Below are 25,953 nucleotides of genomic sequence, written 5' to 3' on the forward strand. Positions count from 1 at the left end.
TTGAGCAAAACTTTACATACTATATTTTAGCATATCGATTTTATTTCCATACTCGTTGAAAAGTTATTTATCAATAATGTATCAAATCAACTCCTCGGCATGTATAACACTTTCTTTTAAATAAATAGGCGAATTTGGATGGTCGAATACTTCTTTAGTAGTTAACCATAACACCTCTTCTACCTCATCAGGGTTTTTTGGAAATGCCTCACCAGAATCATATTCACAAAGAAAAACAATATCCACTACATTTTCACCAGAGTCTGTTACGAAAGATGTACTGCGTACATAAGTTAACCTGTCTTTTATATTTACACCGACTTCTTCTAATATTTCACGTTTTACTGTTCTTTCTAATATATCTGATGAATTTCCTTCTATGTCCACCTTCCCACCAACAAGTGAAAGTAGGCCACCAGCATGTTCCTCATTTTTACTTCTTTCAATTATTAGCCACTTATCATTTTTTCTTATAGCACCTTCAACATTTACAATAAACATTTTTGAGTACCCCCAACAAAAGATTGATTTAACTTTCTACAAGTAACATCCATTTTCCTCCCCATGTTTATAGCTGCTAATTTTGTTTAAATTTGCATTTACTTGAATTTCCTGATAATTGATATATTCTTCAAATTACATATCTTCAAACTGAGATAAGCGCCTTTCTTTGTTCCAGAAAGGCACTCTATTGCGGAAGATAACCATTTAAACTTGCACCCAGTGGTGGTTGGAGATCATAACCTACTAATCTGTACGCACAACATAATCCTTTACTTTTTCACTGTTGTCAAAATCAATTACTAGCCATTCACTATCAATAGAAATAATCCCTCTTTCATTTCCAAGATAATACACAAAATTTTTTTCACTTTTAAAATATTCTGTGTCAGTTGGTGGACCTAGTAATGTCTTAACTTCACTTTTAGTCTTTCCTTTTAAATCATGCGAGCTTAATAAATCGTCAACCATATACACTCTTTCTGACATATTTTCAACCCATTTTTCTGTTGTAAAGTTCGTTTTATATTCATTTATCTCTAATATAACTACACAGATTAAAAAAGGTATAGTACCCATAATAATTATAAAGTTGAAATTCTCCTTTGCTTTTCTATCATTTTTTATATCGACTCGTTTCCATATAATTAGTATAGTTAATAGAAATAAAATAAATGGAAGGAGAATAGCAGGCATACTTATAATACTATACGAAGAATGTGCAAGAATAATAAAAAGGAGGTAACCCAGATACAGTAGCCCGTACAAATATCCGAATAAAATAGAAAAACAACCAAACTTCCACTTGTTATGTGACATAAATAATCCCCATAAGACATAAGAAACACGTATTTATTTCTCCTTAATTCTCATCACTCTCAAGTTTTTTCAAGAATTATGATTATAGCAGCATAAACTGTATCATAGTTATCCAAACACTCTTCTTCTGATAATTGATGAATCCCCTTACTTAAAATTGTGTATAATGTATTCTTGTTGTTAACTAATAAAGGAGGTAAATAACCTTTAAGATAATCGATTTTTTCATGCATATGTTTAGGAAATTCATTTTTATTAGAAGCTGGATTTTCTTGTAAAAAAACCTCATATTGTTCGTAAATTAATCGTTCAAAGATTCAACGTAAATACACAAAAGAACCAATGCCAATTCCATGAAATTTTAAGTCAATCGAAGTATTTTGCTCGTCTCTAGTGAACTTATCCTTGATAATTGACTTATATCTTTTTTATGCATTATTTATCAAAATCTCTTATAGAAGGACTTTGACTAATTTTGGTTATAAAACCTTTTTCAACAAGCATAAAAATAACATTAAATTTATATTCCTCATTAGCAGTACAGTTTAATTCAAGTTTTAGAATCCCATTTTCATCATACAAACAATCCCTTACAATCCTATATCTTTCTTTAAAAGCTTCTTTAGAATAATCATTTCAGACACTGTTCAAATATTTTTCAGTTTTATTGATATAATGCATAAAAAACGGTTTTGTAAGGGCTTGCGCGATGTAAATGAAATAGAATTATAGGTACATCTATTTTGGGCATATTTATAATATTATACACTCCTCTAATGTTATAAAATATAAATAGAAAGTTCGTTGCATAAAAAAATAAACCAGCTTGCTGTTTAAAAATACTGTAACCAAAGAGAATACCGAAAGAAATTAAGTAAGCTGATGCACAACGCTTTTATTTTTCATAGATTATCAGTTAAGTAACCAAAAATAACCACCAGAGATTATAAACAAAACAATTTAATTGACTATTTTAGGCTGAAGTGTCTCAGGTGTTATTTTATAATTTTTATTGGAAGATCTCTATTTTAAATCATATACCAGTTAAATCATTATATAAAACTACAGTAGGTGAATTTAATGCAAAGAAAAAGGATTTTAGATATTCAGCAATTTGAGGGGATTAGAAAAATGACCGGAAATAATAGAGATCCGTTTGTTAATTGTTTGTATACACCAATATTATCAGTAGTAAATTATTTCAAAATGAGCTCATTTCCAATAATCGCAAACCCCTTCTTCTACTATGAACATATTTCAAAAATTGCTTATCCAACAGGGTATTTACGGGTCAGAATAGAACATCTTAATGATCTCGATTTCGTCCTAAAAAAATGGGTATTGAAATAACTTATTATACCCCTAGTCCAGAAAACTTACTTAATTTTATACGTGAAAATATAGAATACGGTTCACCAATTTTAGTTAATATTGATATGTATTATCAAAAGGGTAGAAAGGAATATTATTTGAAAAAACATGATGGAAAACATGCGATTTTAGTATATGGATATAATGACATTAACAAAACTATTAATTTTTTAGATGATTTTAATGGGTATAGTGAGTATGTTATGAGTTATGAAGATATTTTTGTGTATTATAAAGGTCTATTTGACTATTGTAATATATCTGATAATAAAAATGCTACTACTCGTGTTTTTACGAAAAGTTCTTTTAATAATTTTAATCAAAAAGAAAATATGTTATGCCAAGTTAAGGAATTTTCTTTGAAAATGTTAAATGACAAATATAGAATATTAAATAATTTAGAAAATTTGCGTAACTTTCAAGATATCCAACATAGTATAAAAAATGATGAGGCTATTATAAGTGCATTGACCAGTACAGTGCAACGTAAAACATCCCAAAAATATCAATATTTAATCTTAGGTAAATATGGGTTATATCCCGAAAATTACAAAAGAGAAATGGAAAACTCTATAGATATTATTGTGAATAATTGGACTTTAATAAGGAATATCATTGCTAAATCTGTTTACAAGGATGTGTATCTACTAAAGACAAAGGAATCTGTAATAGAATATATAGAAGATATTTATGAAAAAGAGAAGTTATTCTATACTCTCCTATTTTCAATTATGGATGAATAATTTATTTTTTTTCTTGCAGTGAGAGAGTCTATCTTAATTTTATGTTTAACATAGAACAAACCTGTGACCTAAATAATAAACAGGTATTTAATAAATGGACATTACATAATATAAAACACATATGTAGTGTTCTTTTATTTAGATTATCTATATATCTTAATATCTTTTTATTTTCCATTGTGTTGGATATTTCAATTGCTCCTGTAAGTATGTTTTCTTTCATGTAATTTTTCTTTCTGCGATTCAATTAAATAGTTTTTGTTAATTCTTCCATTTACTGTTTTATTTCTTTTTGTGGGGCTTTGCGTTCCTATCGGATTCTAGACATTTTTCCAGTCAAATTTCTTTCCTTTTCAATTTCGGAAGCAGTATCTAAGGACCCCTACGCTCTTCGCACTGCCAGATTTTGACTTCAAAAATGTATGAGAGTAAATATTTTTTATATCAGATCCTTCCACTCCCAATATAGTGTTCCTTTTACACGAAGTTTAATCATCAAGAATAATAGGGAGTTTCCTCCCTCTCTTTATGTTCAACTTGAATAGGAATTAACTCAGCTAAATTAGAAATAATTAAAATTAGATCTTCAACACTTGCGCTTCAATAGCGGAACAAAGAAATGTAAGTTGCCTCCTTTAATATTAGTTTTCAAGCTATTTTGTAGTTTCCGAATATAAACGATTTGTTCAATGTGATAGGCGTTATAAGTGATAAATTTCCTAGAACTGCCCACCACTTTGCGGTCTCAGGGAACCATTCACATCATTTTCTACCTTTTCTTCAGTCAGTTGATCTTGCCATTGAAGCAGAACCCCTAAGAGGCACTTTTTTAGTAAGTAGACGTTTTATTTTCTGGGATAAAAATTAACTGAAAGCAGCTATATAACAATAAATTTTAAAAAGCCAGCCTTTCCATTGACATTTTTACCATAATATTGTATTGTATGATTAATATTTGGAAATTCATTGACAAGAACGAGTAAACGTGAATTATGATCTCCAGAGAGTTGGTAATGCTGTGAGCCAATGATCAGACCACGTTGAAAATCCTCTTTGAGAAAGAAAGCTGAACTAAAATAAGCTTTCTCGGCATTCCACCGTTATTAAGGAAACACGTATGACAGTGCGTGTATGAGCGCCAGAAACTCCGCATACAGTAGTGTTTTTCTGGAATCAGGGTGGTAACACGGGTTCAACTCGTCCCTATTTTTAGGGGCGAGTTTTTTATTTTCTAAAAAATTTAAGGAGTGATAAAAGTTGGAAAGAGTAGATGTTAACGAACAAGCCTTGCAACGTGAAAATCGTGTAAAAAAAGTTTGGAACGAGCAAGATATATTCAAACTTTCTGTAACAAACCGTGAAGGAAAGGAAAGGTTTGTTTTTTATGAGGGACCTCCAACTGCAAATGGACTCCCACACGCAGGACATGTTCTAGGTCGTGTTATTAAAGACTTCATTGCACGTTACAAAACTATGCGTGGTTATCAAGTACTAAGGAAAGCTGGATGGGATACTCATGGACTACCTGTTGAACTTGGTGTAGAAAGAAAGATAGGTATTTCTGGAAAGCAGGAAATAGAAAAATTTGGTGTGGAAAAATTTATTGAGGAATGTAAAAAAAGTGTATTTGATTATGAAAAACAATGGCGTTTATTTACTGAAGCAATTGGCTACTGGGTGGATATGGATTCCCCCTATATTACACTTAAAAATGAGTATATAGAGACCGTCTGGTATATATTGGCGAATATTCACAAAAAAGGATTACTTGTTCAAGGTCATCGTGTTGCTCCATATTGTCCTAGTTGTCAAACATCCCTTAGTTCACACGAAGTAGCACAGGGTTATAAGGATGTAAAAGACTTATCTGTGACAGCTAAATTCAAAGTAATAGGAAAAGAAAGAGAATATTTTCTAGGTTGGACAACTACCCCTTGGACACTTCCATCGAATGTAGCTTTAGCTGTAAATGCTAAACTCGACTACGTAAAAGTTAGACAGGGAAAAGAAATTTTAGTAGTTGCTAAAAATCTCGTTGAAAGCGTTTTAAATGATGGTTTTGAAATAATTAGCGAGCACAAAGGTTCTGAATTTGTTGGTCTCACCTATCAACCTCCTTTTAATTTTTTAAGTCTAAATAGAGGTTATGAGGTTATTTCAGCAGATTTTGTAACACCTGATACAGGAACAGGCATTGTACACCTTGCCCCTGCACATGGCGAAGATGATTATAATGCAATTAAAGATAACGGTTTAGATTTTGTAACAGTAGTTGACCAAGCCGGATGCTATACAGATGAAATTACTCCACTAAAAGGAGAGTTCGCGAAAGATTGTGATGTTAAAATTATTAAAATGCTTGCAGACCAAAATCTTTTATTTTCCAAAGCAAAATATGAGCACAGTTATCCATACTGTTGGCGATGTGATTCGCCTTTGATTTATTATGCTATGGAAGGATGGTTCATTAAGACCACAGAAATTAAAGAAACGATCATAAAAAATAATCAATCTGTTCAATGGTATCCAAACCATATGAAAGATGGTCGCTTCGGAAAATTTCTTGAAAGTATGGTCGATTGGAATATTGGAAGGAACCGTTACTGGGGGACACCTCTAAATGTATGGGTTTGTAATAGTTGTGAAAATCAATATGCTCCTCAAAGTATCGAAGATCTTAAGGAACGGGCTAAAAGCATAGTTTCTGAAGAAATTGAACTCCACAAACCATATGTAGATGGGGTAATTCTTGAATGTCCTTCTTGTTCTGGGGATATGGTACGGACAAAAGAAGTAATTGATGTTTGGTTTGATAGCGGTTCTATGCCTTTTGCACAATACCATTATCCATTTGAAAATCAAGAGGTATTTGAGAAACAATTCCCAGCAGATGTAATCGCAGAAGGAGTAGATCAAACACGTGGATGGTTTTATAGTTTACTAACAGTTTCCTCACTTTTCACAGGAAAAGCGCCATACAAGAGAGTACTTTCACTTGGGCACATTTTAGATGATAAGGGACAGAAAATGTCTAAAAGTAAGGGGAATGTTCTTGATCCAATTAAACTAGTCGAAAAATACGGAGCCGATTCATTACGTTGGGCATTGCTTGCTGATAGTGCGCCTTGGAATAGTAAACGCTTTTCTGAAAATATTGTTAGTCAGGCTAAATCAAAGCTTATCGATACTATAAACAATGTACATTCCTTTTATACTTTATATGCAAAGGTGGACAATTTTGATCCTTCAAAGGATCAAACAGGAAAGCTATCTCTTCTTGACAAATGGATACTCTCGAGGCTCTGCACTGTCACAGAAAATGTAACAAAAAATCTAGATGAATATGACTTTACTGCAGGAGCACGTGAAATATCAAATTTCGTTGAAGAGATAAGTAATTGGTATATTCGTCGCTCTCGAGAGCGTTTTTGGAGCGAAGGAATGAATGAAGATAAACTCTCTGCTTATCATACTCTATATAAAGTACTTATTAGAACAAGCCAGCTTTTAGCTCCATTCACGCCATTTATTGCTGATGATATTTACTATAACCTAACAGGTGAGAGCGTTCATCTTACTGATTTTCCTAAACCCGACATAGAAGATTTAAACATCAAACTTGAATTGGAAATGAGCCAAATATTACAAATTGTAGAACTTGCACGCCATATCCGAAACACAACAAACATTAAAATAAAGCAGCCATTATCTGAAGTAACAGTAGTAGGAAATAAAAAGGAAATTGAAACATTAGTTAAATATAATTATATTATCCAAGATGAAATTAATGTGAAGAATGTAAAGTTTCAAGAATCAATAGGTACAGCTGTTGAATATGTTCTTAAATTAAACTTCCCTTCTGCAGGACCTAAGCTCGGGAAACTAGTCGGTGTTGTTCAAAAAGCTTTACAATCCTTGACTCCTCAAGAAACCAAGAAAGTAGTTGATCAAGGTTATTTCGAGTCTGAGATTCCATCTGGGGAAAAAATCTTCATAGAAAAAAATGATTTAATTGTTAATCAAATAACGCAAAGTGGCATTGAAATGGCTTCAAATCAACACTTTACAGTTTTTTTAAATACAGAAATAACAAATGAACTACGAAATGAGGGTCAAATTCGCGAAATTATCCGTGCTGTTCAACAGTACAGAAAAGAACTTAATCTTTCAGTAGAACAGCGTGTAACTCTAACTATTGATGCGAATGAAAAGAGAAGAAATATAATTGAAGATTATAGTGAACTTTTATATAGTAACCTTTTGGTAAACAAGTTGATATTTGAACAAAAAGAAAAAATGAAATATGTAGAAGTTGAAAACGAAGCAATTGGTTTACACATACAGGTCTAATGTGAATTAGAGAAAAGACTGCAGATAAATATTCATTTTAAAAAAATATATAAAAAAATAAACCCTTGGTCATTCAAATATGAACTGTGCCCTATAAAATGGACAGTCTAAAAAAAGACCTATTGTTTTAAGCAGCTAATAAATGGCTCCGGTATTGTTCCGGAGTCATTTTATTTAGGCTCCATTGATAGCGTTTTGAATTGTAGTCCTCTATATATTCTTCAATGATTTGGTGCAGTTCCTCAAATGTTTGGCATACTCTATAGTCCACTTCATCTTTAAAATGCCCAAAGAAGGACTCCATAGGAGCATTATCCTAGCAGTTGCCTTTTCGGGACATCGATTGGGTTAGTCCTAATTCCTTTACACGTTTTTGAAACTCTGGATGGGTGTAATGAAACCCTTGGTCCGAATGAATTAGCGCTTCGGGGTGTATATTCCCATCTAGTACATCAGAGAGTTTTTCCAGGTTCTTATAGACAAGCTCCATTTTAAGAGTTTTCGATAAACAGTAAGCGATGATTTCTCGTGTTGCCGCGTCCTTCACGCAAGACAAATAAGCAGGCTGACCAGTACCATAGTATACATACGTAATGTCTGTGAGGAGTACCTTACCGGGATCTTCCTGGTTGAATTGTCGATTCAGGCGGTTGGGAACGGTCTTGTGCTCCTGAGTGGCTTGCGCTAATTTTCTATAAGGTTTGGCGCGCCGGATCGCTGTTTTCAATTCAAATTTTCTCATAAGACGGCGAACTTTCTTGTGGTTCATCGTGACCAGATAATCGTTCTCCAAAATCATCTTAATCGTCAAAGCGCCTGCCACTGAAAACGGATTTCTTCCGCCTTTAGCCAAGCATAATAGCCACTCCGACTGACTCCTGCCTGTTCACAGAGGAAACTGACCATATTCCTTAGCTGATAGGTACGTATGGTTTGTTCAATTAATTGATATTTCTCACTCGCTATTACTTTCTCTTCTTCGATGCCTGCCTTTCGAGCTCGTCTAACTTTTTAGGAATTCAAGTTCTGCCTCTAAGTATTTAATTACGGGCTTCTGCTTTCATTAAGCGTTCCTCTTGGGTGTATTCTTTTAAGCTTGGTCTTCCTGTGCTTCCTTTTCCGCGTCGCTCTGTATAAAATCCTTCTTCCCCAAACCGGTGAAAGATTTTTCTCCAGCGTTTTAAGCAGCCATTAGGCTTTTCAGTTCCAATCATTTTCACGTCAGATCCATGTTCTATAAAGATTTGGATAGGAGACTTTCCCGCCTGATTCTCTTTGACCGCCTTCACCTTGAAGTCAGGATGATAACTGATGGATCGTTCCGACACTTGTTTAACATGTGGGTTTGCCTCTAATAGTTTAATCTGGTGTTCGTTAAAAATAATCTTACTCAATGGACTTCCTCCGTTCACATCTCTAAATTAATTATAAACGGGTTTCTAGCATATAGACATAGAAAACCCCGAATAAGGGACTTTTTATAAGTGTCCATTATTCGGGGTATAGTTCAATAGTTGAGCGACTAAGGGTTTTTTCAGAACGTATTCCATCTTCTCTTAGGATTAAAAATAATTATTGATCTATTTGCACTATTTATACTTATCCTTCACTTCTTAGCATCTTTTTATGGGGAATCGAAAATCTCTTGTTAATAATTTAATTTTAATTATAAATCTTTTTATTATTATATAGTTTTACATACTCTTCTATATATTTCTTTGACATTTTTTTATAATCGAATTTCGCCAAAACCCTTGAATAACATTTTTGTGGCTTAACAGTTCTGATAAATGAGACCGCGTTGCTAATCTCATTATCACTTTTTATAATTACTCCTGTTTCTTTATCTATACCTTCTCTTATTGAGCCAACATCCGAACCAATCACAGGTGTCCCACTGGCTAATGCTTCTAAAATAGTTATAGCAAAAGGTTCTCTCCATCTAACTAACATAAATAATGCTGAAGCCTTTGCAAGTAACAATTTTTTCAATTTATCATTAATACTTTCTAAATAAATTATTCTGTTATTTTCAAATTCATTTATTATATTTTGATAAGAACTAAAATCATTATCACATAATAAATGATTCCCATTATATGTATTACTCACTATTTTATTGAAAAATAAGGGGTCTGTTAATTTAGGATCTGTTTTTCCTACGATCAATAATTTCTTATTGTTCTCTTTAGCCCAATCAAGACATCTATCATGGCCCTTTCCAGGGACAAGTGAGGCTAGTGATAAAAAGAAATCTTCTTTTTTCTCTCCAAATAAAAAAGAACTTGTATCTATACCGTTATAAATATATCCATCTATTTCATGTGTTTGTGAAAATAAATTGAAATGATCACTACTTACACAGAAACATCGTATTTGGTTCTTAAAATTAGTCCTCAAATTAATAAAATTTGCGTATATTTCTTTATAATATGGATTATCAGGTAAACCATAAATTGACACCAAAATTTTGATTTTCTTGTCTTTTAATAACAACTTTTTAGCTTCATAAGATGTAGTAAATACCCCAAAATGATCATGTATTATATCAATTTCATTTTCCTCAATGAAATTGATAATATACTGGTTAGAATTATTCATAATCATTTCATATTCTTCCCAATCAACATTTCTTATATCCTGAATATTTTCAGGATAAATACCCTTACATATCGCCCCCTTAATAAAAGTTTCCTCTTTACCGAATACATAGACAGTATTGTTTTTATCTTCAACTTGGAATCTTGCCAAGTTAAATACAATGCGCTCGGTCCCACCATGTTCGATACAGTTATTTACTGGCATATAATTAGTAGATAAATGTAAAATTCTCACTCTAACCCACCTCTTATTTAATTGTCTTTATTGGGGAATTAATATTAATGAGCTCCGTTATTATTCTCTTAATTTCTATGAATTTAAAATGTAGCAGAACCGAATCAAGTGTGGTTTTATATTTTTATATTTGCCAAGTTATCGTTGTTCTTTTGAAAAACTACTAACAATCTATCACTTTCCATGTTGAATTCTTCCCCTCTAAAACCTCCAAATACTCCTTGAACTATAAATCCTCCTTTCTCCCCTATATTAAATATATCTTTCGGAGTAAAAAACTTAATCGCCATGTTTCTTTTATCAACTTTTTTATTTTCTTTTATATTTATTATCTCCCAAGTATTAGTTACTTCTTGCTTTATTAAATCAAGGTTAGAATATTGTTCTATTCTAAAATTATCTATATTAAAACTTAAATGCTGAATAAATTCCTTACAAAATTTAAAGGGGTTAAATAAATCAACAACAAATTTCCCCTTAGTATTAAGGCAACGATAAACATTATCAAAAACCTTTATTAAATCAATATTATCTTCAAAATAACCGATCGATGTATTTAAACAAAAAGCAATATCAAACTTGTAATTATTAATTTCTGTCCTAATGTCTTGACTAATAAATTTTATTTTTTTATTATTAAAATTTTTTTTGCAGTACTTATCATTTCCTTTGATAAATCAATTCCTACAACTGAATTTCCTAAATCCGCAAACTGAGATGAGTGAAAACCGCACCCACAACATAAATCAAGTATTTTTTCTTCTTGAGAAATATTTAATAGATTATAAATATTTTGAGCATCCAAAAAACACTTTTTTTGATAATTAACTTCAGAGCTATTCTGCCATTCAATATAAAGTTTGTCGAAGAACCCTTCATACCAGTTTATTGTCATTTTAATTTCTCCATTAATTATTATGGTCTTTCGTGATAAAAAACTTGTTATTATTATATTTGGGACTCCCTTATAGTTTTAATTATGAAATCTTGATCTTGTAATTTCATCCCTGGATATAATGGTAATGTAATTAGTTCTTTACTCAATGATTCTGTAATTGGCAAATGAGTTGGTGGATAATTTTCTTTGTAGTAAGTGAAAAGATGAATAGGAGGGTAATGAAAACTCGTTTGAATACCTTCCCTTCTTAAATTATTTTCAAGTTCATTCTTTATTTTTTTGTCCAACGCTCTAATTACAAAAAGATGATATGAACTTTTCCCTCTTGATGACAAAAATGGAATTTTTATTCCTTTTTGTTCTTGTAATAAATCAATGTATCTTAAAACCAAATTTCGTCTGCTCAAATTAAAATTATCTAATTTCTCCAATTGTTTAATTCCTATCGAAGCACGTATTTCATCAAATCTATAATTATATCCTAAATCTATCACATCATATGATTTTGCGTGACCCTTGTATCTGTCCCAAGTTAATGTAGTCATTCCATGAGATCTTAGATTTTTAATTTTATTTGCATATATTTCATTATCAGTAACTATTAATCCGCCCTCTCCCGTTGTTAAATTTTTATTTGGAAAGAAACTAAAACAACCGATATCCCCAAATGTACCTAATTTTCTATTATCTAGCTCTGCACCAGGAGCATGTGCTGCATCTTCTATTATTATAAGATTGTGTTTCCGTGCTATTTCTTTAATTGAGTTTATATGGCATGGATAACCTCCATAGTGCATTAAAATAATTCCCTTTGTTTTTGATGTGATTTTATCCAATAGATCCTCTGGAGAAATAGTGAGGTCATCTTTTGAAACAACATCTACAAAAATAGGTTTTGCACCGGTGTAAATAACTGCATTACTTGTGGCGACAAAAGTAAGAGAAGGAAGAAGTACTTCGTCTCCCGGTCCAAAGCCTGCTGCTAAACATGCTAGATGTAGAGCTGAGGTACCACTTGATACTGCAATAGCTTCCTTTACTTTCAAGTATTTTTTCCAATTTTCTTCAAACTCAATTGTAATGTTTCCCATACTAAGCCATCCAGATTCTATTGTCTGATTAAGAATATTTAACTCATCTTTTTTAAGTTCAACTTGTGATAGTGGTATTTTCCACATTGGCATCTACCTTTCAAATTAGTAAACTTTTCTATAAAAAAATAGATAAGGACCGATGATCACTTCTTAAAATTGTTTCCAAATATGTTTTATATGAACAAGAAGGTAACTTTGTAATTAGATTTTCTAATTGTTCGATGGTAATATAGCCCATTTCATAAGCCACTTCTTCAATACATCCCAAACTATAACCAAATTCATTAAAAACTTTATAAATATAATTTGAAGCCTCCAACAAACTTGCTGGTGTGCCTACATCAAACCATTTATAAGTATTATCTAAAATATTCGCCTTTAGATTATTAATCTGAAGATATTCTTGTAAGACATCCGTTATCTCATATTCATTTCTAAATGATTTTCTAATTTTCTTCGCATAATCAATAACTTTGTTATCGAAAACATAAAAACCTGTTATAGCATAATTGGATTTAGGATACTTTGGCTTTTCTTGGATATCAAGGACTTTTTTACTCTCATTAAATGCAACAATTCCAAATCTTTGTGGATCTTTAACTTCATATCCCCAAATATATGCTCCTTTTTTTCTATTTTGGGTATATATCGCGTTCTTTAATTCATTATGTCCACAAAAGATATTATCACCTAAAATTAAACATACCGATTCATTTCCAATATATGATTCAGCCATAATAAGTGAATACGCTATACCGTTGGATTCCTTTTCAATAGCAAACTGTATATTTATACCTAAGTCTGAACCGTCGCCTAGTAATTTTTTCAAAAAAGGTAGATCTCTTTCCTTAGCTATTATTAATATTTCTTTTATTCCTACGGACATTAAAGTAGCTAACGGGTAGTAAACCATTGGTTTGTCATAAACATAAAGTAGATGCTTCCCAATAATTGATGTCATAGGACTTAGCCTAGTTCCTGAACCGCCTGCTAGAATAACACCTTTCAAGATATCACTTCCTTTATTTTAACTTAATAAATGGTTTTTATGATTAACCTGCACTCGATAAATTTACAATATTCTGATATTTTTTTGACTGTCTATAGATTCCTCATGTTTAGGTAAATATAGATTTGTATTGTTAGAGAATTCTTCAATTGCCATTTCGTAATCATCTTGTCTTCCGATATCAAGCCATCTACCAGTAAATTCGTAGGAATATATACCATATGATCTATTTATTAAGGTTTCAATAAGATCTGGCACATCCATTTTTTTCTATTTATAAACTTACTGATAATCTTGGGATTTATTACATAAATCCCCATGCTAGCATTATATTTAATTTTTGGCTTTTCTTCCCATTTAGTTATTATTCTATCTGTATTTATTTCTAAAACTCCTAAATTAATTGGAACATTTCTTTCCACAGTAGCTACTGTCATTTCTGCATTATTAGTTATATGGAAAGATACAAGATCTCTATAGTCTATATTTGTTAAAACATCACCATTCATTACCAACAAAGGGTTTTCCCCTAAATTATTTATTAGATTTAACGGCCCTGCTGTTCCTAGTGGTTCGTTTTCTCGTGAATAATCTATTTTAATTCCTAAATTTTCCCCATCTCTAAAATAGCTTTGAATTAATTCTGCAAGATATCCTACACTTAAAGTGACATGATTAATACCATAGTACTTTAATTGTCTTAATACAATTTCGAGAATTGGCATATGGTCAATGGGCATTAATGGCTTTGGAAGTACTGATGTATAGGGTTTTAAGCGTGTTCCTTTTCCACCTGCAAGTATAATTGCTCTCATATAAATCCCCCCATTAAATGTTATATTCGTTAGGTCTGTACACTTCTATATTACTTTTGGTCCATTCAATTGTTTTAATTAATCCTTCTTTAAACTGAACTTTTGGAGACCAATTAGTCAGGTGTTGCATTTTATTACTATTTGCCAATAGTCGATTTACTTCACTTTTTTCTGGTCTCACTCTTTCTTTATCTAGAATTACTTTATTTTTACCACCTAAAATATCGTTAACTAAATCTACTAATTCTTTAATTGAATATTCTTGTCCTGTACCTAAGTTAACTGTATCCCCTATTAATCTATTATTTATAGCAGCTGCAATAAAACCATTTACTGTGTCACTAACATAATTAAAATCTCTTGTGGGGTATAGTGCGCCTAACTTAACCTCGTTTTGAGTTAAAAATTGTGTAATAATTGTAGGAATTACTGCTCTGGCGGATTGTCTAGGACCATAGGTGTTAAAAGGACGTACAGTTGTAACTGGTAAACCATGTGTTAAAAAGTAACTTTCTACCAATTTATCTGCCGATATTTTACTTGCTGCATAAGGAGACTGTGCTTGTAACGGAAATGACTCATCTATTGGAACGGATTGAGGTGTACCATATACTTCACTTGTTGAAGTATGAATGACTCTTTCAACATTATTTTCCATACAAGCATTGAGCACATTCAACGTACCTTCCACATTTGTTTTGAAGTAACTTCTAGTATTAATATAAGAATAAGGGATTGATATTAATGCTCCTAAATGAAAGACTATTTTTTTCCCTTTAATTAATCTATTAACGGATTCAATACTTGTTAAATCACCGAATTCTATATTTACTAAATCTAAATATTCTTCTGGCAACTCCTTAATCCAACCTATATCATTATGTGAATTATAGTGAATAAAAGCAGTAACTTCAGCTCCATATTTAACTAAAGCTTCAACTAAATGACTTCCAATAAACCCTCCAGCACCAGTAACAGCTATTTTTATTCCATTCAATTCCATTTTCCCCTCAACTCCTTAAGCTTCTTTTTATAATTAAAATAATCAGGAGATACTAAATATGATATGTTCTTATATAATCTTTAAGTGCTTGTCTCCAATGGCGTAAATCTGAAATACCATTCAACCTTAATACCATGTTGTCTAGAGCTGAATATGAAGGTCTTGTTGCTAAAGTTTTATATTTACAACTTGGTACTGGTATAATATCCTTCTCTATCCCAACTTCTTCTAATATAGCTTTAGCAAATTCGTACCAAGAACATTCACCGGTATTAGAAATATGATAGACTCCATAATTTTCAGTATTAATTATTTGTAATAATTTTGATACGATATCAAATGTATAAGTAGGACTTCCAACTTGATCATCTACTACTTTAAGTATTTCACCATTTAATTTAGCCTTGTTTAAAATTTTTTTAATAAAATTATTTCCCCCATTTCCATACAGCCATGACGTTCTAACAATAAAATATCTTGAATGTAAAATTTTCAATAATCTTTCACCTTCAAGTTTGCTCTTACCATAAACATTTATAGGGTCCGGAGTATCCCACTCATTATAAGGAGTTTTAGAGTCTCCTTTAAAAACATAATCAGTACTAAAATAAATAAGTTTTGCGTCTATTTGTTCAGCAGCCAAAGCTATGTTTCTTGTACCGTATATATTAATAAAATTGGCTTTCTTGTTATTTACCTCAGCATTATCAACTTGAGTATAAGCAGCGGAGTGAAAGATAATATTAGGTCTGACATTATAAAATATTTCTTTTACTTGTTCATAATTAGTTACATCAAGATTCTTTTTATCGAAACTATAGACATGATATCCTTGTTGTTCAAGAAAAATAGTTAATTCAGTACCTAGTTGTCCTGCACCACCAGTAATTAGAATTTTATTTACTAACATAATCATCTATCCTATTTGTTCTCTTTTAAATTTTTCGTTAGTGGACTTCTTCATCTCATTCCACCATTCTTGATTTTCCAAATACCAAGTCACAGTATATTCCAGCCCTTTAATAAAAGATTGTTCAGCGTTCCAACCCAACTGGTTTATTTTACCAGGATTTATTGCATACCTAAAGTCGTGTCCAGGCCGATCTTCCACATAACGAATTAAATTAAGGGGTTTACCTAAAATTTTTAATACTTCTTTAGCAACATCAATATTTTTATATTCATTGTTTCCTCCAATGTTATATACCTCACCAGGGATTCCGTTATTTAAGACTAAGTCAATAGCTTTACAGTGATCTATAACATGCAGCCAATCCCTTACGTTCTCACCATTTCCATAGATAGGAATCAACTTGTTATCTATTGCATTTGTAATTATTAAAGGAATTAGCTTTTCTGGGTACTGATATTCACCATAATTATTAGTACATCTTGTAATATTAATATTCAAACCATACGTTTCAAAATAAGACTTTACTAGCAAATCACCTGAAGCTTTACTTGCAGCATAAGGACTATTTGGTGCCAAAGGAGATTCCTCTGTAAAATAGCCTCTATTTTCTAAACTTCCATATACCTCATCAGTAGAAATTTGAATAAATTTTTTTACTTTATGTTTCAGAGCAACGTTTAACAGTGATAATGTTCCCAATATATTAGTTTGAATAAAGATATTGGGGTTACTAATACTTCTATCAACATGAGTCTCTGCAGCGAAATTAACTATAGTATCAACTTTGAAATTACTAAATAAATTTTCTAACAATTCATTATCCCGTATATCTCCGTGTACGAAAGTATGATTTGGATACTCCTTAAATCTAGTTAAATTTTTGACGCTACCTGCATAAGTAATTGAGTCTAAATTTATAATCTGAATTTTCCGATATTTCTTAAGTAAAAAATATACAAAGTTACTCCCTATAAAACCTGCGCCTCCAGTAATAAGAATGTTCAGGACTTTTCTCCCCTATTCAAAATTTAGAATTTATATCTTTAAAATTTGGTAGTTTTAGATCTTGTTCAGATAATATCGGATTAGTAACCGGCCAATTAATATTCAAAGTTTTGTCGTTCCAAATAATTCCTTTGCTATGACTTTTTGAATAATGTTCATCAACTTTATAAATAACAATAGTATTTGGAACAATTGTACAAAAACCATGAGCAAATCCTTTAGGTATTAGAATTTGTCTATTATTATATTCAGAAATAATAACACTAATCCACTTTCCAAATGTTGAAGAATTCTTTCTTAAATCAACCACTACGTCAAATATAGCACCTGTTAATACACGTAGTAACTTTGTTTGTGCATTAGGACCATCTTGATAATGTAATCCTCTTATCACACCAGCTTCTAATGTTTTAGATTGATTATCTTGAATAAAATTAAAATTAAGCTCCTTCTTAAAAAAAGAGATTTATTATATGTCTCTGTAAAAAAGCCTCGTGAATCATAATTGATATGTGTTTCTAATAAAACAACTCCATCTAAACTTGTTTTAATTAAATTTATCACTGTATTGAGCTCCCTAATTACTCTAAGTATGTTTTAATTATTAAACTTCTCTTTTTTCCACCTATAGATAAAATTATCTATTTCCATTTGAGAATAAAAATGTCTCATATACTTTGAATTATAAAACTTGTGTAAATAATCTTTGGTTACTGGAATTGTTTCTTTAAATTCTTTATATATTTGTGTATATCTTTTATTTTCACCTATATTTTCATTCTCTAAAATAAAATTATCAACTTCTAAAAATGAACTAATCATGTTGTTGTCAATGTTGTTTACGCTTTCAAGTTTTAATAACAATAAATCGAAATTTTTAGCCGAAATAACTTGATAACCCTTTTCTTTATCAAACATTTCCTGATAGATGTCTATATTTAAGTACTTTTTAAATTCAGTATCATACCACTTGATTGCAAGATTTTGGTCGAATGTTCTCATAAATACATTTATTAGATCTTTCATATGGATTTTCCCTGAATAATATCTGTCATAAAAATTTGGAACAGTATCATCTAGATGTTGAAAAAACGCAGATATATTTCTTGCAACTGGTTCCCTGACTAATGAAATAATCTTAAGTTTGTTTTTATATCCATTTGTATTTCTAAACAATTGATTAATATTATCAAATACATTATTATTATAATCTATAATTTTTGTCGTATACCAAATTGCTCTTCCAGATTTAAGTTTTGCAAGAGACATAAGAAAGCTAGAAGAACCAACTTTACCCATATGATATAAAATAATTGGTGATAATTCAGTCGCTTTTGATATCTCCAATAATTTGTGATGTAATTCCCCACCTACCAAACATCTATTTAATTTATCCATTTCAACAACTTTTGTCCCGAAAAAAATTTTTTTCTGTGTGATTTATACCGTCATCAATGTTCGTTATAACATAGTCAGGCTTTATTTGTTTGACAGAATCTACTCCATATACTTTAATCCCAAGTATCTCTTTAGGTGCCGATTCATTAGATTCACTTATTAATCCCATAATTTTATTTTTTTCTAATAATTTTAACTTGCTTAATATATTTAAGGTAGTAGGTCCATGCCCTTTCAACATTAATGTATTACTTTTAGTTAATTCCTTAATTACTTTTAATTTTGTATCATCGTCACTAACAGTAAATTTACTAATCCTATCAATATAATTCAATTAGAAATACTCCTTCCGAATTATCCATTTGATAATACATTTGAAAATTTAATATGTATAAACCTTTCACTAGGGATAGATGATAAACTATTACAATACTTCTCAAGTGAAGTAAGAAAATCATCAACATATAATATTTGTGACGAATAATTTTTCACTAATTTTTTCTTAATATCCATATTTATAGGAATAATTATTTCTCTCTCCACTGGGACTGTAATATAATTGGTTCTAAGAAAACTATATGGTTGCTCCTCATAACCTATTAAATCGCTTTGATTTTCAATATGAGAAAATACATCATTAAAAGTATCTCTAACAATAATATGATCTATATGATTCCCTATCCCAAGAGGAATAAAAAAAACAGAATTCAAATTACTTTTTATTAATTCACTGAATTTAAATTCCAGTTTATTAATAATATTATCCTCTTTTTTAAAAGTACTGTATTTAGGATAATCAAATATTCCCTCAACTTTATGCCCCCTTATTAAAGCGTCTGGCATATCCCAGAATTCAATAAAGCAATTTTGATTATTGCTTTCTTTCTTAATAAGATTAATATTCTCCATTTCTTCTGCTTTTCTTATCCTAATAATATTATGATTATCATGCTTTACCGAGAAATTTGTTTTACTGAAAATATTTATGATATTTATTGTGTTTCCTTCATCTAATAAAGTATGAATTAATCCTCCCATAGATAAAAAAGCATCATCGATATGAGGAGATATTACAAAAATCTCTCTCTGTTTAAATAATTCCATATTATCTTCCCTCTCATTAATAATTTAAATCTCCTATTAATACCCTACTATTATTGTAGTCGGAGATAATTATTCTATTATTTATAAAACAGATACCTCGAGTATGTTGAAGTGCATCTAATATTTGTTTATTTACAGGAGCATAGTATCTAACAACTTTTCCAGCACGATTAGTAATTATTACAGACCCAGTTACACCATTTACAAATAGTGGGTGTTCATCATCGTAAAAACTACAATACCTTGGAAAGTTCAGAGATTCTTCATGCCCCCTAAAAACTATTTTTGAAATTTCAAAGATTTGCTTTTTTTCTCGATTCACCAAAATCACCCGATTATTACCTGAGTCTGCTATAATCGTTTCATAATATTTGTTACGTGCTGCACAATGTGGGTCACTTAATCTATTGGATTTATCAAATCCAAAAAGCCAAATAGCTTCCCTATTATCGTTTATTTCCAAAACTACATTTCTCTCTGAATCTACAACAAGTAAATTACCATTCTCTAATTGCTTTGTATAATGTGGGTCAACGAATTCATTGTATTTCTCTTCCCATATCCACCCATCTATTTTTTTAATTATTTCTCCATACTCATTAATACTAACTATTTGTTTATTCAAACTATCTGAAATGATTATTGTTCCATCTAACTGCTTTTCTGCACTTCTGGGCCAATATAAATCTCGATAATAATTTAAGACCCTATTATTAAAATCGACTATTAATACTCGATTATTTACAGTATCAGCTACTAATATAGTTTCATTTTCTAGCAATTGTACTGAGCGTGGATAAGAAAAAAGCTTTTTTTTGATCTTTCTCTCCCCAATCTCCTGTATTATCTTGCTGTTTTTATCTACTTCTATAATTCGAGCATTACCACTATCTGTTATAACTGTATTACCTGATTCTTGTCTATCAACCCATTTTGGATATTTTATTTTGACCTCTTCCCAATCACCTTGAAGTATATTTCCATATCTCCATACAATATTACCTTGATAATTAACCTCAATTATTCTATTATTCATTGAATCCGATATTAGAGTATTTCCGTTTTCTAACCTCATGGCTGACTGGGGGTAAGTTAACGATTTATTATCATTACCTGGTAAACCAAGGGATCCAAAGGTCCATACGATATGGCCTAATTGATCGATTTCAAAAACTGTATGTAAACCTTCATCTGTTAACAATAAATTCCCATTACATAATGATTGAATACTTGTGGGGTATTGTAGAGTTACTTCTTTGACTTTTATGGTAAGTTCATTTAATTCACCATCTTTATTAAAAGAAAAAATTTGTTTCTTTTTTTATCAAGAACCCACAATTGACCTGTATTAGATCTATCAAAAGAGATTGGATAACTTTCTAAAGGTACTTTATATTCTTTAATAACTTCTCCCTTGTTTGAAAAGAAAATAATATTATTCGTCTCATCATCTATTCCAAGGTATTCTCCATAAGAATATGCTTTCATAAATCTAAATCTAATTGATTTATTTGGCCTCATTCTCTTAACTATTCCATTATTTACACAAAAGATTAACATTGATCTATTATCTTTTATTGGATCAAAAATATAGAATAGGTTATTAATAATCTTGGTAAATGTAGGGAAGCTAAATTTATTTTTTTAAAGTTGTATTCTCTACTTCTCCGATAACTTTAGTTAGTGATATTGAATTATAATTTGTATTTAGTATATTCATAATCATTTATACCCCTATCATTTCACAAGTAATTTGAAGGTGGAATCAAACTCATATTTACCTATTGACAAAGATCCCGGTTTAAGCACTCCACTTCCCCCTGAAAATGTTAACTTTGCTTCATTTTCAACCACATCCTCTATACTCTCTACTTCTCTTAAACTTCTTCTTGAATCAAAAACATGGACTCCTGTTACTCCTAATTTTTTTAACATTTTCAATAAATCTACATTAATTCCAATTACTGGTAAAAAATCCAATATAACTATACCACCAAGCTTCTTTACATAATTGATAAAACTACTTGCTTCTGGAAAATTGTTGTCATATAAAGAAGCAGGCAATTGTTGAAAGGATTTAGGAAAATAACCTATTAATTTAACATTTTGCCCCTTTATTACAAAGGAGTTCCTTATCCCAAGAATTATTCCTATGTTACGTTCTTTTTGATAAAACCTCTTAATATCTAAAATTAAATCATACTTATCATATATTATACCTATCCATGAAATTGAGCTTTTTTCCTCCAATTTAATTAACAGAGAAAAGAGATTTTCATTATATTGAGCCTTGTTTATATACATATCGGCATAAGAGCTGTGTAAAAGGGGATCTAATTCTTGAAAAAAAGTTTAAATTGCTTATAGTATTCAGTTCCAGAATCTGAATTATGAATTAAATTCCTCATATTCTTACTTGAATAGCCATAATCAGCACGTATTTTAAATTTTATTAAACGTAATTTATGACCAGCATTTTCACCCCGAATAAGGTATGCTTTTATTTCTCCTGATGTTAAATAACGAGCATAATTATATTTATCAAAAGGTGATGTAAAATTTTCCAAAACCTGTTGTTCTGTTAAAATAACTTTATTGGTATAAACTACAGTAAGATTTTCATTTCTTATTCGTTTCAACAATATTTCTTCAATACCTTGAACTATTCCGTCAGGTTTTAGCATAATAATTCCATATTCTTGACTCATTAATTTTACCAATCCTTAATAATAGATATTCATTTCTTTAATCTGTCTCATTATTGCTAGTAGTTGCTCTAAATCTGAAATCAATTCTTCCTCCTCAATTTTAGTAGCTTGATAAGCTAACCCTCTTACATTTATATAAGACATTATTAAAAATGTTTGTAAAAAGTGTGGAAATATTTGTTTTTCTATTTCTGTTAAGTTTATAACTTTTACATATCCATTTACCACTGTGTTTATAGCGCTTTCATTCAATTTTTCAGCTAAAATAGGTACTACTTTAGAATCTCTCCAGCCCCAAGCTGAGGATATTATACATGGCCAAGCAACATCGGATAATCTATATCCCCAATTAATATCATCAAAGTCTATTAAATAATATTTTGATTGATATGAACGAATTACATTATAACAATGTAAGTCACCATGAATCCATGCAAGAGGTAAACTACTTAATTGCGAATCTGAATTTTTTATACTATTCAATAAATTATCTATAATTTTCTCGTGATTATTGTTACTAACCCTTTTTAGTATTTTGCTCATATTTAATATTGCTGAGTATGACACATCTGGAAAATGTGTTGTTCTACACTTTGGAACAGTGTTTACACCCGGTGGGGTTCCATTAATGCTAAGTTGGAATTTAGCTGCTATTTTCCCTATTTCAAATAAATCGGTCTTTTGTTCTGGTATTAAAAGTGATCCTGGAATCCACTCTTGAACAGAAAACTTTCTTGATTGATAAGTAAAAGTTAAATTATTCTTTGAATTTTCTATAACCCTCGGAAAATTTAGATCATTTACGTTGGTTAATCTGTTTTGGATATTTAGAGTTTGTATATATTCACTATTACTTAAGTAAAAGGGCTTTTCTTTAATGAAGAAATTTCCAGTACCCGTGTTTGTTTTAACATGCCATCTTATTTGCTCTCCCCAAGTACCTAATTTACTTACTATTTTCAAATTTGGTATGTTATAGCTGCTGCATAGTTCATTAAGAAATTTCTTTATTTCAATGTTTCCCTCCATACACTAATTCCTTTCTTGTTTAACAATTAAGGATTACAACAGTTGCATTTATAAACTTCTGTATTACCAAGACTTTGTACCCAGTGCCTTATTATATTCCTTACTGTTAAAGGCGCCTTTTCCTTAATATTGTCATATATTTGATTTAAAGTAACAGGAGATTCATTTTCATCCCAACAATCCATATCAGTAATGAGGGATAACGGTTGATAACAAATACCTAATTCACGAGCTAATTTAGCCTCAGTTGCTGTTGACATATTAATTAATTGTGCACCTATATTTCTATAAAAATGTGACTCTGCTATTGTAGAAAAAGCAGGACCTTCAATAGTCATTAAGGTTCCTGTGATATGATAATTCTTACTATAAAGTGGCAAAGTTTCATGTAGTCTCCTCCTTAATTGACCACAGAAAGGCAATGCCATGGAAACATGTTTTACGTCATTATATTCTCCAAAAGTAGACTCTCTTATTTTAGTAAAATCTATCAATTGTGAGGGTAATACTATGTCACCTACCATAAAATTTTCATGTAAAGAACCACATGCAGTAGGTCCAATGATTAAATCCACATCTAACTCTTTCATAGCATATATGTTAGCTCTATAGTTTACTTTGGATGCAGAAATAGAATGATTTTTCCCATGTCTTTTTAGAACATATAAATCATGATTATTAATTTGTTCATGTTCTATAATTGCAGATGGATGACCAAAAGGAGTCATAATTTCTATTTTTTCTATTGTTTTATTATAGTTAACTATATCCCCGCCACCAATAATTCCAATTTTCATTAGTACCATCCTTCAATCTAAATTATATTTTTTTGCACCTTTACTTTAAACGATAAGTAAGTTTGTTAACTACCGGTACTAGAATAATGTCGTAATCCGTATTTCCAAAAATATAAGGATAGCCAAAAACAAATTATTCCTACAAGGGGTGGAAAAATGACAAAATAATTATTAACAGATCCTATTAATACCTTAATCGGAAAATAATTAACAAACGAAAAGGGTATAACAAAAGTTAAAAGAAACTGAATAAACTCAGGATAAATTGAGATTGGATATGTTATAAAACTTCTTGTTTGGTTAAATAATAAATTTTGTATTGAGAATGATTTTACTGTCCAAAAACTAAATGTGGCACTTATTAATAAAATAGATCCTTGTATTAATACTCCACTAGCTAGCATAATAATAATAATAATGGTATTTTTAAAATTTATTGCTAACCCAACTTTATGGTAGGCGTAACTAAATAAAAGTAAACCAACTAACCCATGTCCTATAGTTGCTATAATATCCGAATTTTTAGATATTAAATAAAATAATGGTGAAATTGGCTTTGTTAAGTATGAATCAAAATCACCTTGTTGGATGATAACACCAAAATCTCTTACACCTGTAAATACCAAAACACAAATACTATAACTAAGAAAAGTAAAGCTATTTAATAATAGAAGTTCCTCCATGTTCCAGCCATCTAAAGAACCAAAATTTCTTAAAATAAAGTATAATGCTACTATACTTACTAGTTCACGAATTACTACTGTTATAGGTAATAAGATGGTATCAATTTTATATTGGGTCTTGGAAATAATATTCTTTCTTAAAAAGTTTAAATAAAGAAGTATTTGGCCTAAGAGGGCTTCGAATGGTTTCATAATCTATCCCCCTTGAATGACCATTTTTCGCAATCCTATTTTCCAGACTGCAATACTTATTATAAAAAAACTCAAACCCCAAAACATTTGCATTAATAAATTTAATAGAATATTATTTAAGCTACTCTTTTCTAAAAAAATATTTAGAGGTGTAAAATAAATATACTGAAAAGGTAAGAAAGAAAGTATTTTAGATATACCTTCCGGAATAAACCATAATGGAATTAACAATCCTGATATTAAAGAAATAATTGAATTTTTAATAGTTACAATACTGTAAGTTTTATGTACCCAAAAAGTCATAGACCATATAATCATATTAAAAGTAAATAAGATTAAAAACCCTAACATTAGACTGCAAAAATAAAGAGCTATTGTAACAGGATTCTGAGGAAAATTAAAATCGAAAATAAAGATTGAAATAATCAAAACAGGTATTACTTGTACTACCAAATTAAAAGCAACTTGTCCGATAATATTTGAGAAAACAGTCAAGGCAAAACTTATTGGTTTTAAAAAATCAATGGCTATTTGTCCAGTAACTACTTTCCTATCAATATAAAACTCATCCATAGTGAACAGAGTTCTCATTATCATTCCTAATATCGAATATGTTACCATCTCATCAATGCTTATTGATTTCACAACTTCACTATTACTATATAAAGTGAATCGGCTACACTGAA

Annotated in this window: 22 protein-coding genes, 4 pseudogenes and 1 other annotated feature; of the genes and pseudogenes, 3 read left to right on the forward strand and 23 right to left on the reverse strand. The window is 30.4% G+C overall.

What is annotated here, in order from left to right:
* Positions 1–81: 81 nt before the first annotated feature.
* On the reverse strand, positions 82–501 hold the full coding sequence (locus tag AC0L8O_RS28475; RefSeq protein WP_251685465.1) for an NUDIX hydrolase: 420 nt from the start codon (positions 499–501) through the stop codon (positions 82–84).
* 246 nt (positions 502–747) lie between these two features.
* Positions 748–1,320, reverse strand: coding sequence for a hypothetical protein (locus AC0L8O_RS28480; protein WP_251685466.1), 573 nt, complete (start codon positions 1,318–1,320; stop codon positions 748–750).
* A gap of 1,080 nt (positions 1,321–2,400) precedes the next feature.
* Here AC0L8O_RS28480 and AC0L8O_RS28485 point away from each other — a divergent pair.
* Together AC0L8O_RS28485 and AC0L8O_RS28490 are read left to right on the forward strand one after the other, a co-directional pair.
* Entirely contained in the window at positions 2,401–2,670 is a 270-nt protein-coding gene (locus AC0L8O_RS28485; protein WP_473449983.1) for a hypothetical protein, read from the forward strand.
* Positions 2,655–3,434, forward strand: coding sequence for a cysteine peptidase family C39 domain-containing protein (locus tag AC0L8O_RS28490; protein ID WP_473449985.1), 780 nt, complete (start codon positions 2,655–2,657; stop codon positions 3,432–3,434). Before AC0L8O_RS28485 ends, AC0L8O_RS28490 begins: the two co-directional genes overlap by 16 nt.
* Positions 3,435–4,020: 586 nt before the next feature.
* Here AC0L8O_RS28490 and AC0L8O_RS28495 read toward each other — a convergent pair.
* Positions 4,021–4,267 (reverse strand): annotated as a pseudogene (locus tag AC0L8O_RS28495) (hypothetical protein); the annotation flags it as partial.
* Between the two features lie 124 nt (positions 4,268–4,391).
* Positions 4,392–4,642: a binding site (T-box leader), on the forward strand.
* A 49-nt stretch (positions 4,643–4,691) separates the two neighbouring features.
* Between AC0L8O_RS28495 and ileS the strand changes: the two are divergent.
* Positions 4,692–7,784 (forward strand): isoleucine--tRNA ligase, encoded by a 3,093-nt coding sequence (gene ileS, locus AC0L8O_RS28500; protein ID WP_372496341.1) that lies wholly within the window; start codon positions 4,692–4,694, stop codon positions 7,782–7,784.
* Between the two features lie 127 nt (positions 7,785–7,911).
* Here ileS and AC0L8O_RS28505 read toward each other — a convergent pair.
* The 20 genes and pseudogenes from AC0L8O_RS28505 to AC0L8O_RS28600 all read right to left on the reverse strand — a co-directional run.
* Positions 7,912–9,178: pseudogene (locus AC0L8O_RS28505) on the reverse strand (IS3 family transposase).
* A 268-nt stretch (positions 9,179–9,446) separates the two neighbouring features.
* Entirely contained in the window at positions 9,447–10,619 is a 1,173-nt protein-coding gene (locus AC0L8O_RS28510) for a glycosyltransferase (RefSeq protein WP_251685468.1), read from the reverse strand.
* 622 nt (positions 10,620–11,241) lie between these two features.
* Complete coding sequence (locus tag AC0L8O_RS28515) at positions 11,242–11,514, reverse strand: class I SAM-dependent methyltransferase (RefSeq protein WP_473449987.1); 273 nt, start codon at positions 11,512–11,514, stop codon at positions 11,242–11,244.
* A gap of 53 nt (positions 11,515–11,567) precedes the next feature.
* A complete protein-coding gene (locus AC0L8O_RS28520) occupies positions 11,568–12,695 on the reverse strand; it encodes a DegT/DnrJ/EryC1/StrS family aminotransferase (protein ID WP_251686266.1) in 1,128 nt (375 codons plus the stop codon).
* Positions 12,696–12,726: 31 nt separating this feature from the next.
* On the reverse strand, positions 12,727–13,620 hold the full coding sequence (locus AC0L8O_RS28525; RefSeq protein WP_251686267.1) for a sugar nucleotidyltransferase: 894 nt from the start codon (positions 13,618–13,620) through the stop codon (positions 12,727–12,729).
* 233 nt (positions 13,621–13,853) lie between these two features.
* Positions 13,854–14,435 carry a sugar phosphate nucleotidyltransferase gene (locus AC0L8O_RS28530; RefSeq protein WP_473449989.1) on the reverse strand — a complete coding sequence of 194 codons (582 nt, stop codon included), beginning with the start codon at positions 14,433–14,435 and terminating at the stop codon, positions 13,854–13,856.
* A 13-nt stretch (positions 14,436–14,448) separates the two neighbouring features.
* On the reverse strand, positions 14,449–15,438 hold the full coding sequence (locus AC0L8O_RS28535) for a GDP-mannose 4,6-dehydratase (protein WP_251686269.1): 990 nt from the start codon (positions 15,436–15,438) through the stop codon (positions 14,449–14,451).
* A 52-nt stretch (positions 15,439–15,490) separates the two neighbouring features.
* On the reverse strand, positions 15,491–16,348 hold the full coding sequence (rfbD, locus tag AC0L8O_RS28540) for a dTDP-4-dehydrorhamnose reductase (protein WP_251686270.1): 858 nt from the start codon (positions 16,346–16,348) through the stop codon (positions 15,491–15,493).
* A 6-nt stretch (positions 16,349–16,354) separates the two neighbouring features.
* Positions 16,355–17,356 carry a dTDP-glucose 4,6-dehydratase gene (rfbB, locus tag AC0L8O_RS28545; protein ID WP_251686285.1) on the reverse strand — a complete coding sequence of 334 codons (1,002 nt, stop codon included), beginning with the start codon at positions 17,354–17,356 and terminating at the stop codon, positions 16,355–16,357.
* Positions 17,357–17,372: 16 nt separating this feature from the next.
* Positions 17,373–17,917 (reverse strand): annotated as a pseudogene (gene rfbC, locus AC0L8O_RS28550) (dTDP-4-dehydrorhamnose 3,5-epimerase).
* A gap of 36 nt (positions 17,918–17,953) precedes the next feature.
* Positions 17,954–18,754, reverse strand: coding sequence for a putative capsular polysaccharide synthesis family protein (locus AC0L8O_RS28555; RefSeq protein WP_473449991.1), 801 nt, complete (start codon positions 18,752–18,754; stop codon positions 17,954–17,956).
* Position 18,755: 1 nt separating this feature from the next.
* Positions 18,756–19,088, reverse strand: coding sequence for a hypothetical protein (locus AC0L8O_RS28560; protein ID WP_473449993.1), 333 nt, complete (start codon positions 19,086–19,088; stop codon positions 18,756–18,758).
* 20 nt (positions 19,089–19,108) lie between these two features.
* Positions 19,109–19,858 carry a PIG-L family deacetylase gene (locus AC0L8O_RS28565; RefSeq protein WP_251686272.1) on the reverse strand — a complete coding sequence of 250 codons (750 nt, stop codon included), beginning with the start codon at positions 19,856–19,858 and terminating at the stop codon, positions 19,109–19,111.
* Positions 19,859–19,874: 16 nt separating this feature from the next.
* Positions 19,875–21,059: an NHL repeat-containing protein gene (locus AC0L8O_RS28570; RefSeq protein WP_473449995.1), complete on the reverse strand. Its 1,185-nt coding sequence runs from the start codon at positions 21,057–21,059 to the stop codon at positions 19,875–19,877.
* A gap of 536 nt (positions 21,060–21,595) precedes the next feature.
* Complete coding sequence (locus AC0L8O_RS28575; protein WP_473449997.1) at positions 21,596–22,162, reverse strand: hypothetical protein; 567 nt, start codon at positions 22,160–22,162, stop codon at positions 21,596–21,598.
* 29 nt (positions 22,163–22,191) lie between these two features.
* The gene (locus AC0L8O_RS28580; protein WP_473449999.1) at positions 22,192–22,566 is read right to left on the reverse strand and encodes a nucleoside-diphosphate kinase; all 375 of its coding nucleotides are present in this window, start codon (positions 22,564–22,566) and stop codon (positions 22,192–22,194) included.
* Positions 22,567–22,581: 15 nt separating this feature from the next.
* Positions 22,582–23,595, reverse strand: coding sequence for a phosphotransferase enzyme family protein (locus AC0L8O_RS28585; RefSeq protein WP_251686275.1), 1,014 nt, complete (start codon positions 23,593–23,595; stop codon positions 22,582–22,584).
* Between the two features lie 26 nt (positions 23,596–23,621).
* The gene (locus AC0L8O_RS28590) at positions 23,622–24,392 is read right to left on the reverse strand and encodes an MTAP family purine nucleoside phosphorylase (RefSeq protein WP_251686276.1); all 771 of its coding nucleotides are present in this window, start codon (positions 24,390–24,392) and stop codon (positions 23,622–23,624) included.
* A 65-nt stretch (positions 24,393–24,457) separates the two neighbouring features.
* Positions 24,458–25,267: an ABC transporter permease gene (locus AC0L8O_RS28595; RefSeq protein WP_251686277.1), complete on the reverse strand. Its 810-nt coding sequence runs from the start codon at positions 25,265–25,267 to the stop codon at positions 24,458–24,460.
* Between the two features lie 3 nt (positions 25,268–25,270).
* Positions 25,271–25,927, reverse strand: a pseudogene (locus tag AC0L8O_RS28600) (ABC transporter permease); the annotation flags it as partial.
* Positions 25,928–25,953: the final 26 nt, after the last annotated feature.

This window comes from Metabacillus sp. KJ11-3, from assembly GCF_055808295.1.

What these genes read in the sequence shown, in the direction of transcription:
- AC0L8O_RS28475 (WP_251685465.1), bottom strand. Translation starts at nt 501, where the DNA reads ATGTTTATTGTAAATGTTGAAGGTGCTATAAGAAAAAATGATAAGTGG.
- AC0L8O_RS28480 (WP_251685466.1), bottom strand. Translation starts at nt 1,320, where the DNA reads ATGTCACATAACAAGTGGAAGTTTGGTTGTTTTTCTATTTTATTCGGA.
- AC0L8O_RS28485 (WP_473449983.1), top strand. Translation starts at nt 2,401, where the DNA reads ATGCAAAGAAAAAGGATTTTAGATATTCAGCAATTTGAGGGGATTAGA.
- AC0L8O_RS28490 (WP_473449985.1), top strand. Translation starts at nt 2,655, where the DNA reads ATGGGTATTGAAATAACTTATTATACCCCTAGTCCAGAAAACTTACTT.
- AC0L8O_RS28515 (WP_473449987.1), bottom strand. Translation starts at nt 11,514, where the DNA reads ATGACAATAAACTGGTATGAAGGGTTCTTCGACAAACTTTATATTGAA.
- AC0L8O_RS28520 (WP_251686266.1), bottom strand. Translation starts at nt 12,695, where the DNA reads ATGTGGAAAATACCACTATCACAAGTTGAACTTAAAAAAGATGAGTTA.
- AC0L8O_RS28530 (WP_473449989.1), bottom strand. Translation starts at nt 14,435, where the DNA reads ATGAGAGCAATTATACTTGCAGGTGGAAAAGGAACACGCTTAAAACCC.
- AC0L8O_RS28535 (WP_251686269.1), bottom strand. Translation starts at nt 15,438, where the DNA reads ATGGAATTGAATGGAATAAAAATAGCTGTTACTGGTGCTGGAGGGTTT.
- rfbD (WP_251686270.1), bottom strand. Translation starts at nt 16,348, where the DNA reads ATGTTAGTAAATAAAATTCTAATTACTGGTGGTGCAGGACAACTAGGT.
- AC0L8O_RS28555 (WP_473449991.1), bottom strand. Translation starts at nt 18,754, where the DNA reads ATGGATAAATTAAATAGATGTTTGGTAGGTGGGGAATTACATCACAAA.
- AC0L8O_RS28565 (WP_251686272.1), bottom strand. Translation starts at nt 19,858, where the DNA reads ATGGAATTATTTAAACAGAGAGAGATTTTTGTAATATCTCCTCATATC.
- AC0L8O_RS28575 (WP_473449997.1), bottom strand. Translation starts at nt 22,162, where the DNA reads ATGTATATAAACAAGGCTCAATATAATGAAAATCTCTTTTCTCTGTTA.
- AC0L8O_RS28580 (WP_473449999.1), bottom strand. Translation starts at nt 22,566, where the DNA reads ATGAGTCAAGAATATGGAATTATTATGCTAAAACCTGACGGAATAGTT.
- AC0L8O_RS28585 (WP_251686275.1), bottom strand. Translation starts at nt 23,595, where the DNA reads ATGGAGGGAAACATTGAAATAAAGAAATTTCTTAATGAACTATGCAGC.
- AC0L8O_RS28590 (WP_251686276.1), bottom strand. Translation starts at nt 24,392, where the DNA reads ATGAAAATTGGAATTATTGGTGGCGGGGATATAGTTAACTATAATAAA.
- AC0L8O_RS28595 (WP_251686277.1), bottom strand. Translation starts at nt 25,267, where the DNA reads ATGAAACCATTCGAAGCCCTCTTAGGCCAAATACTTCTTTATTTAAAC.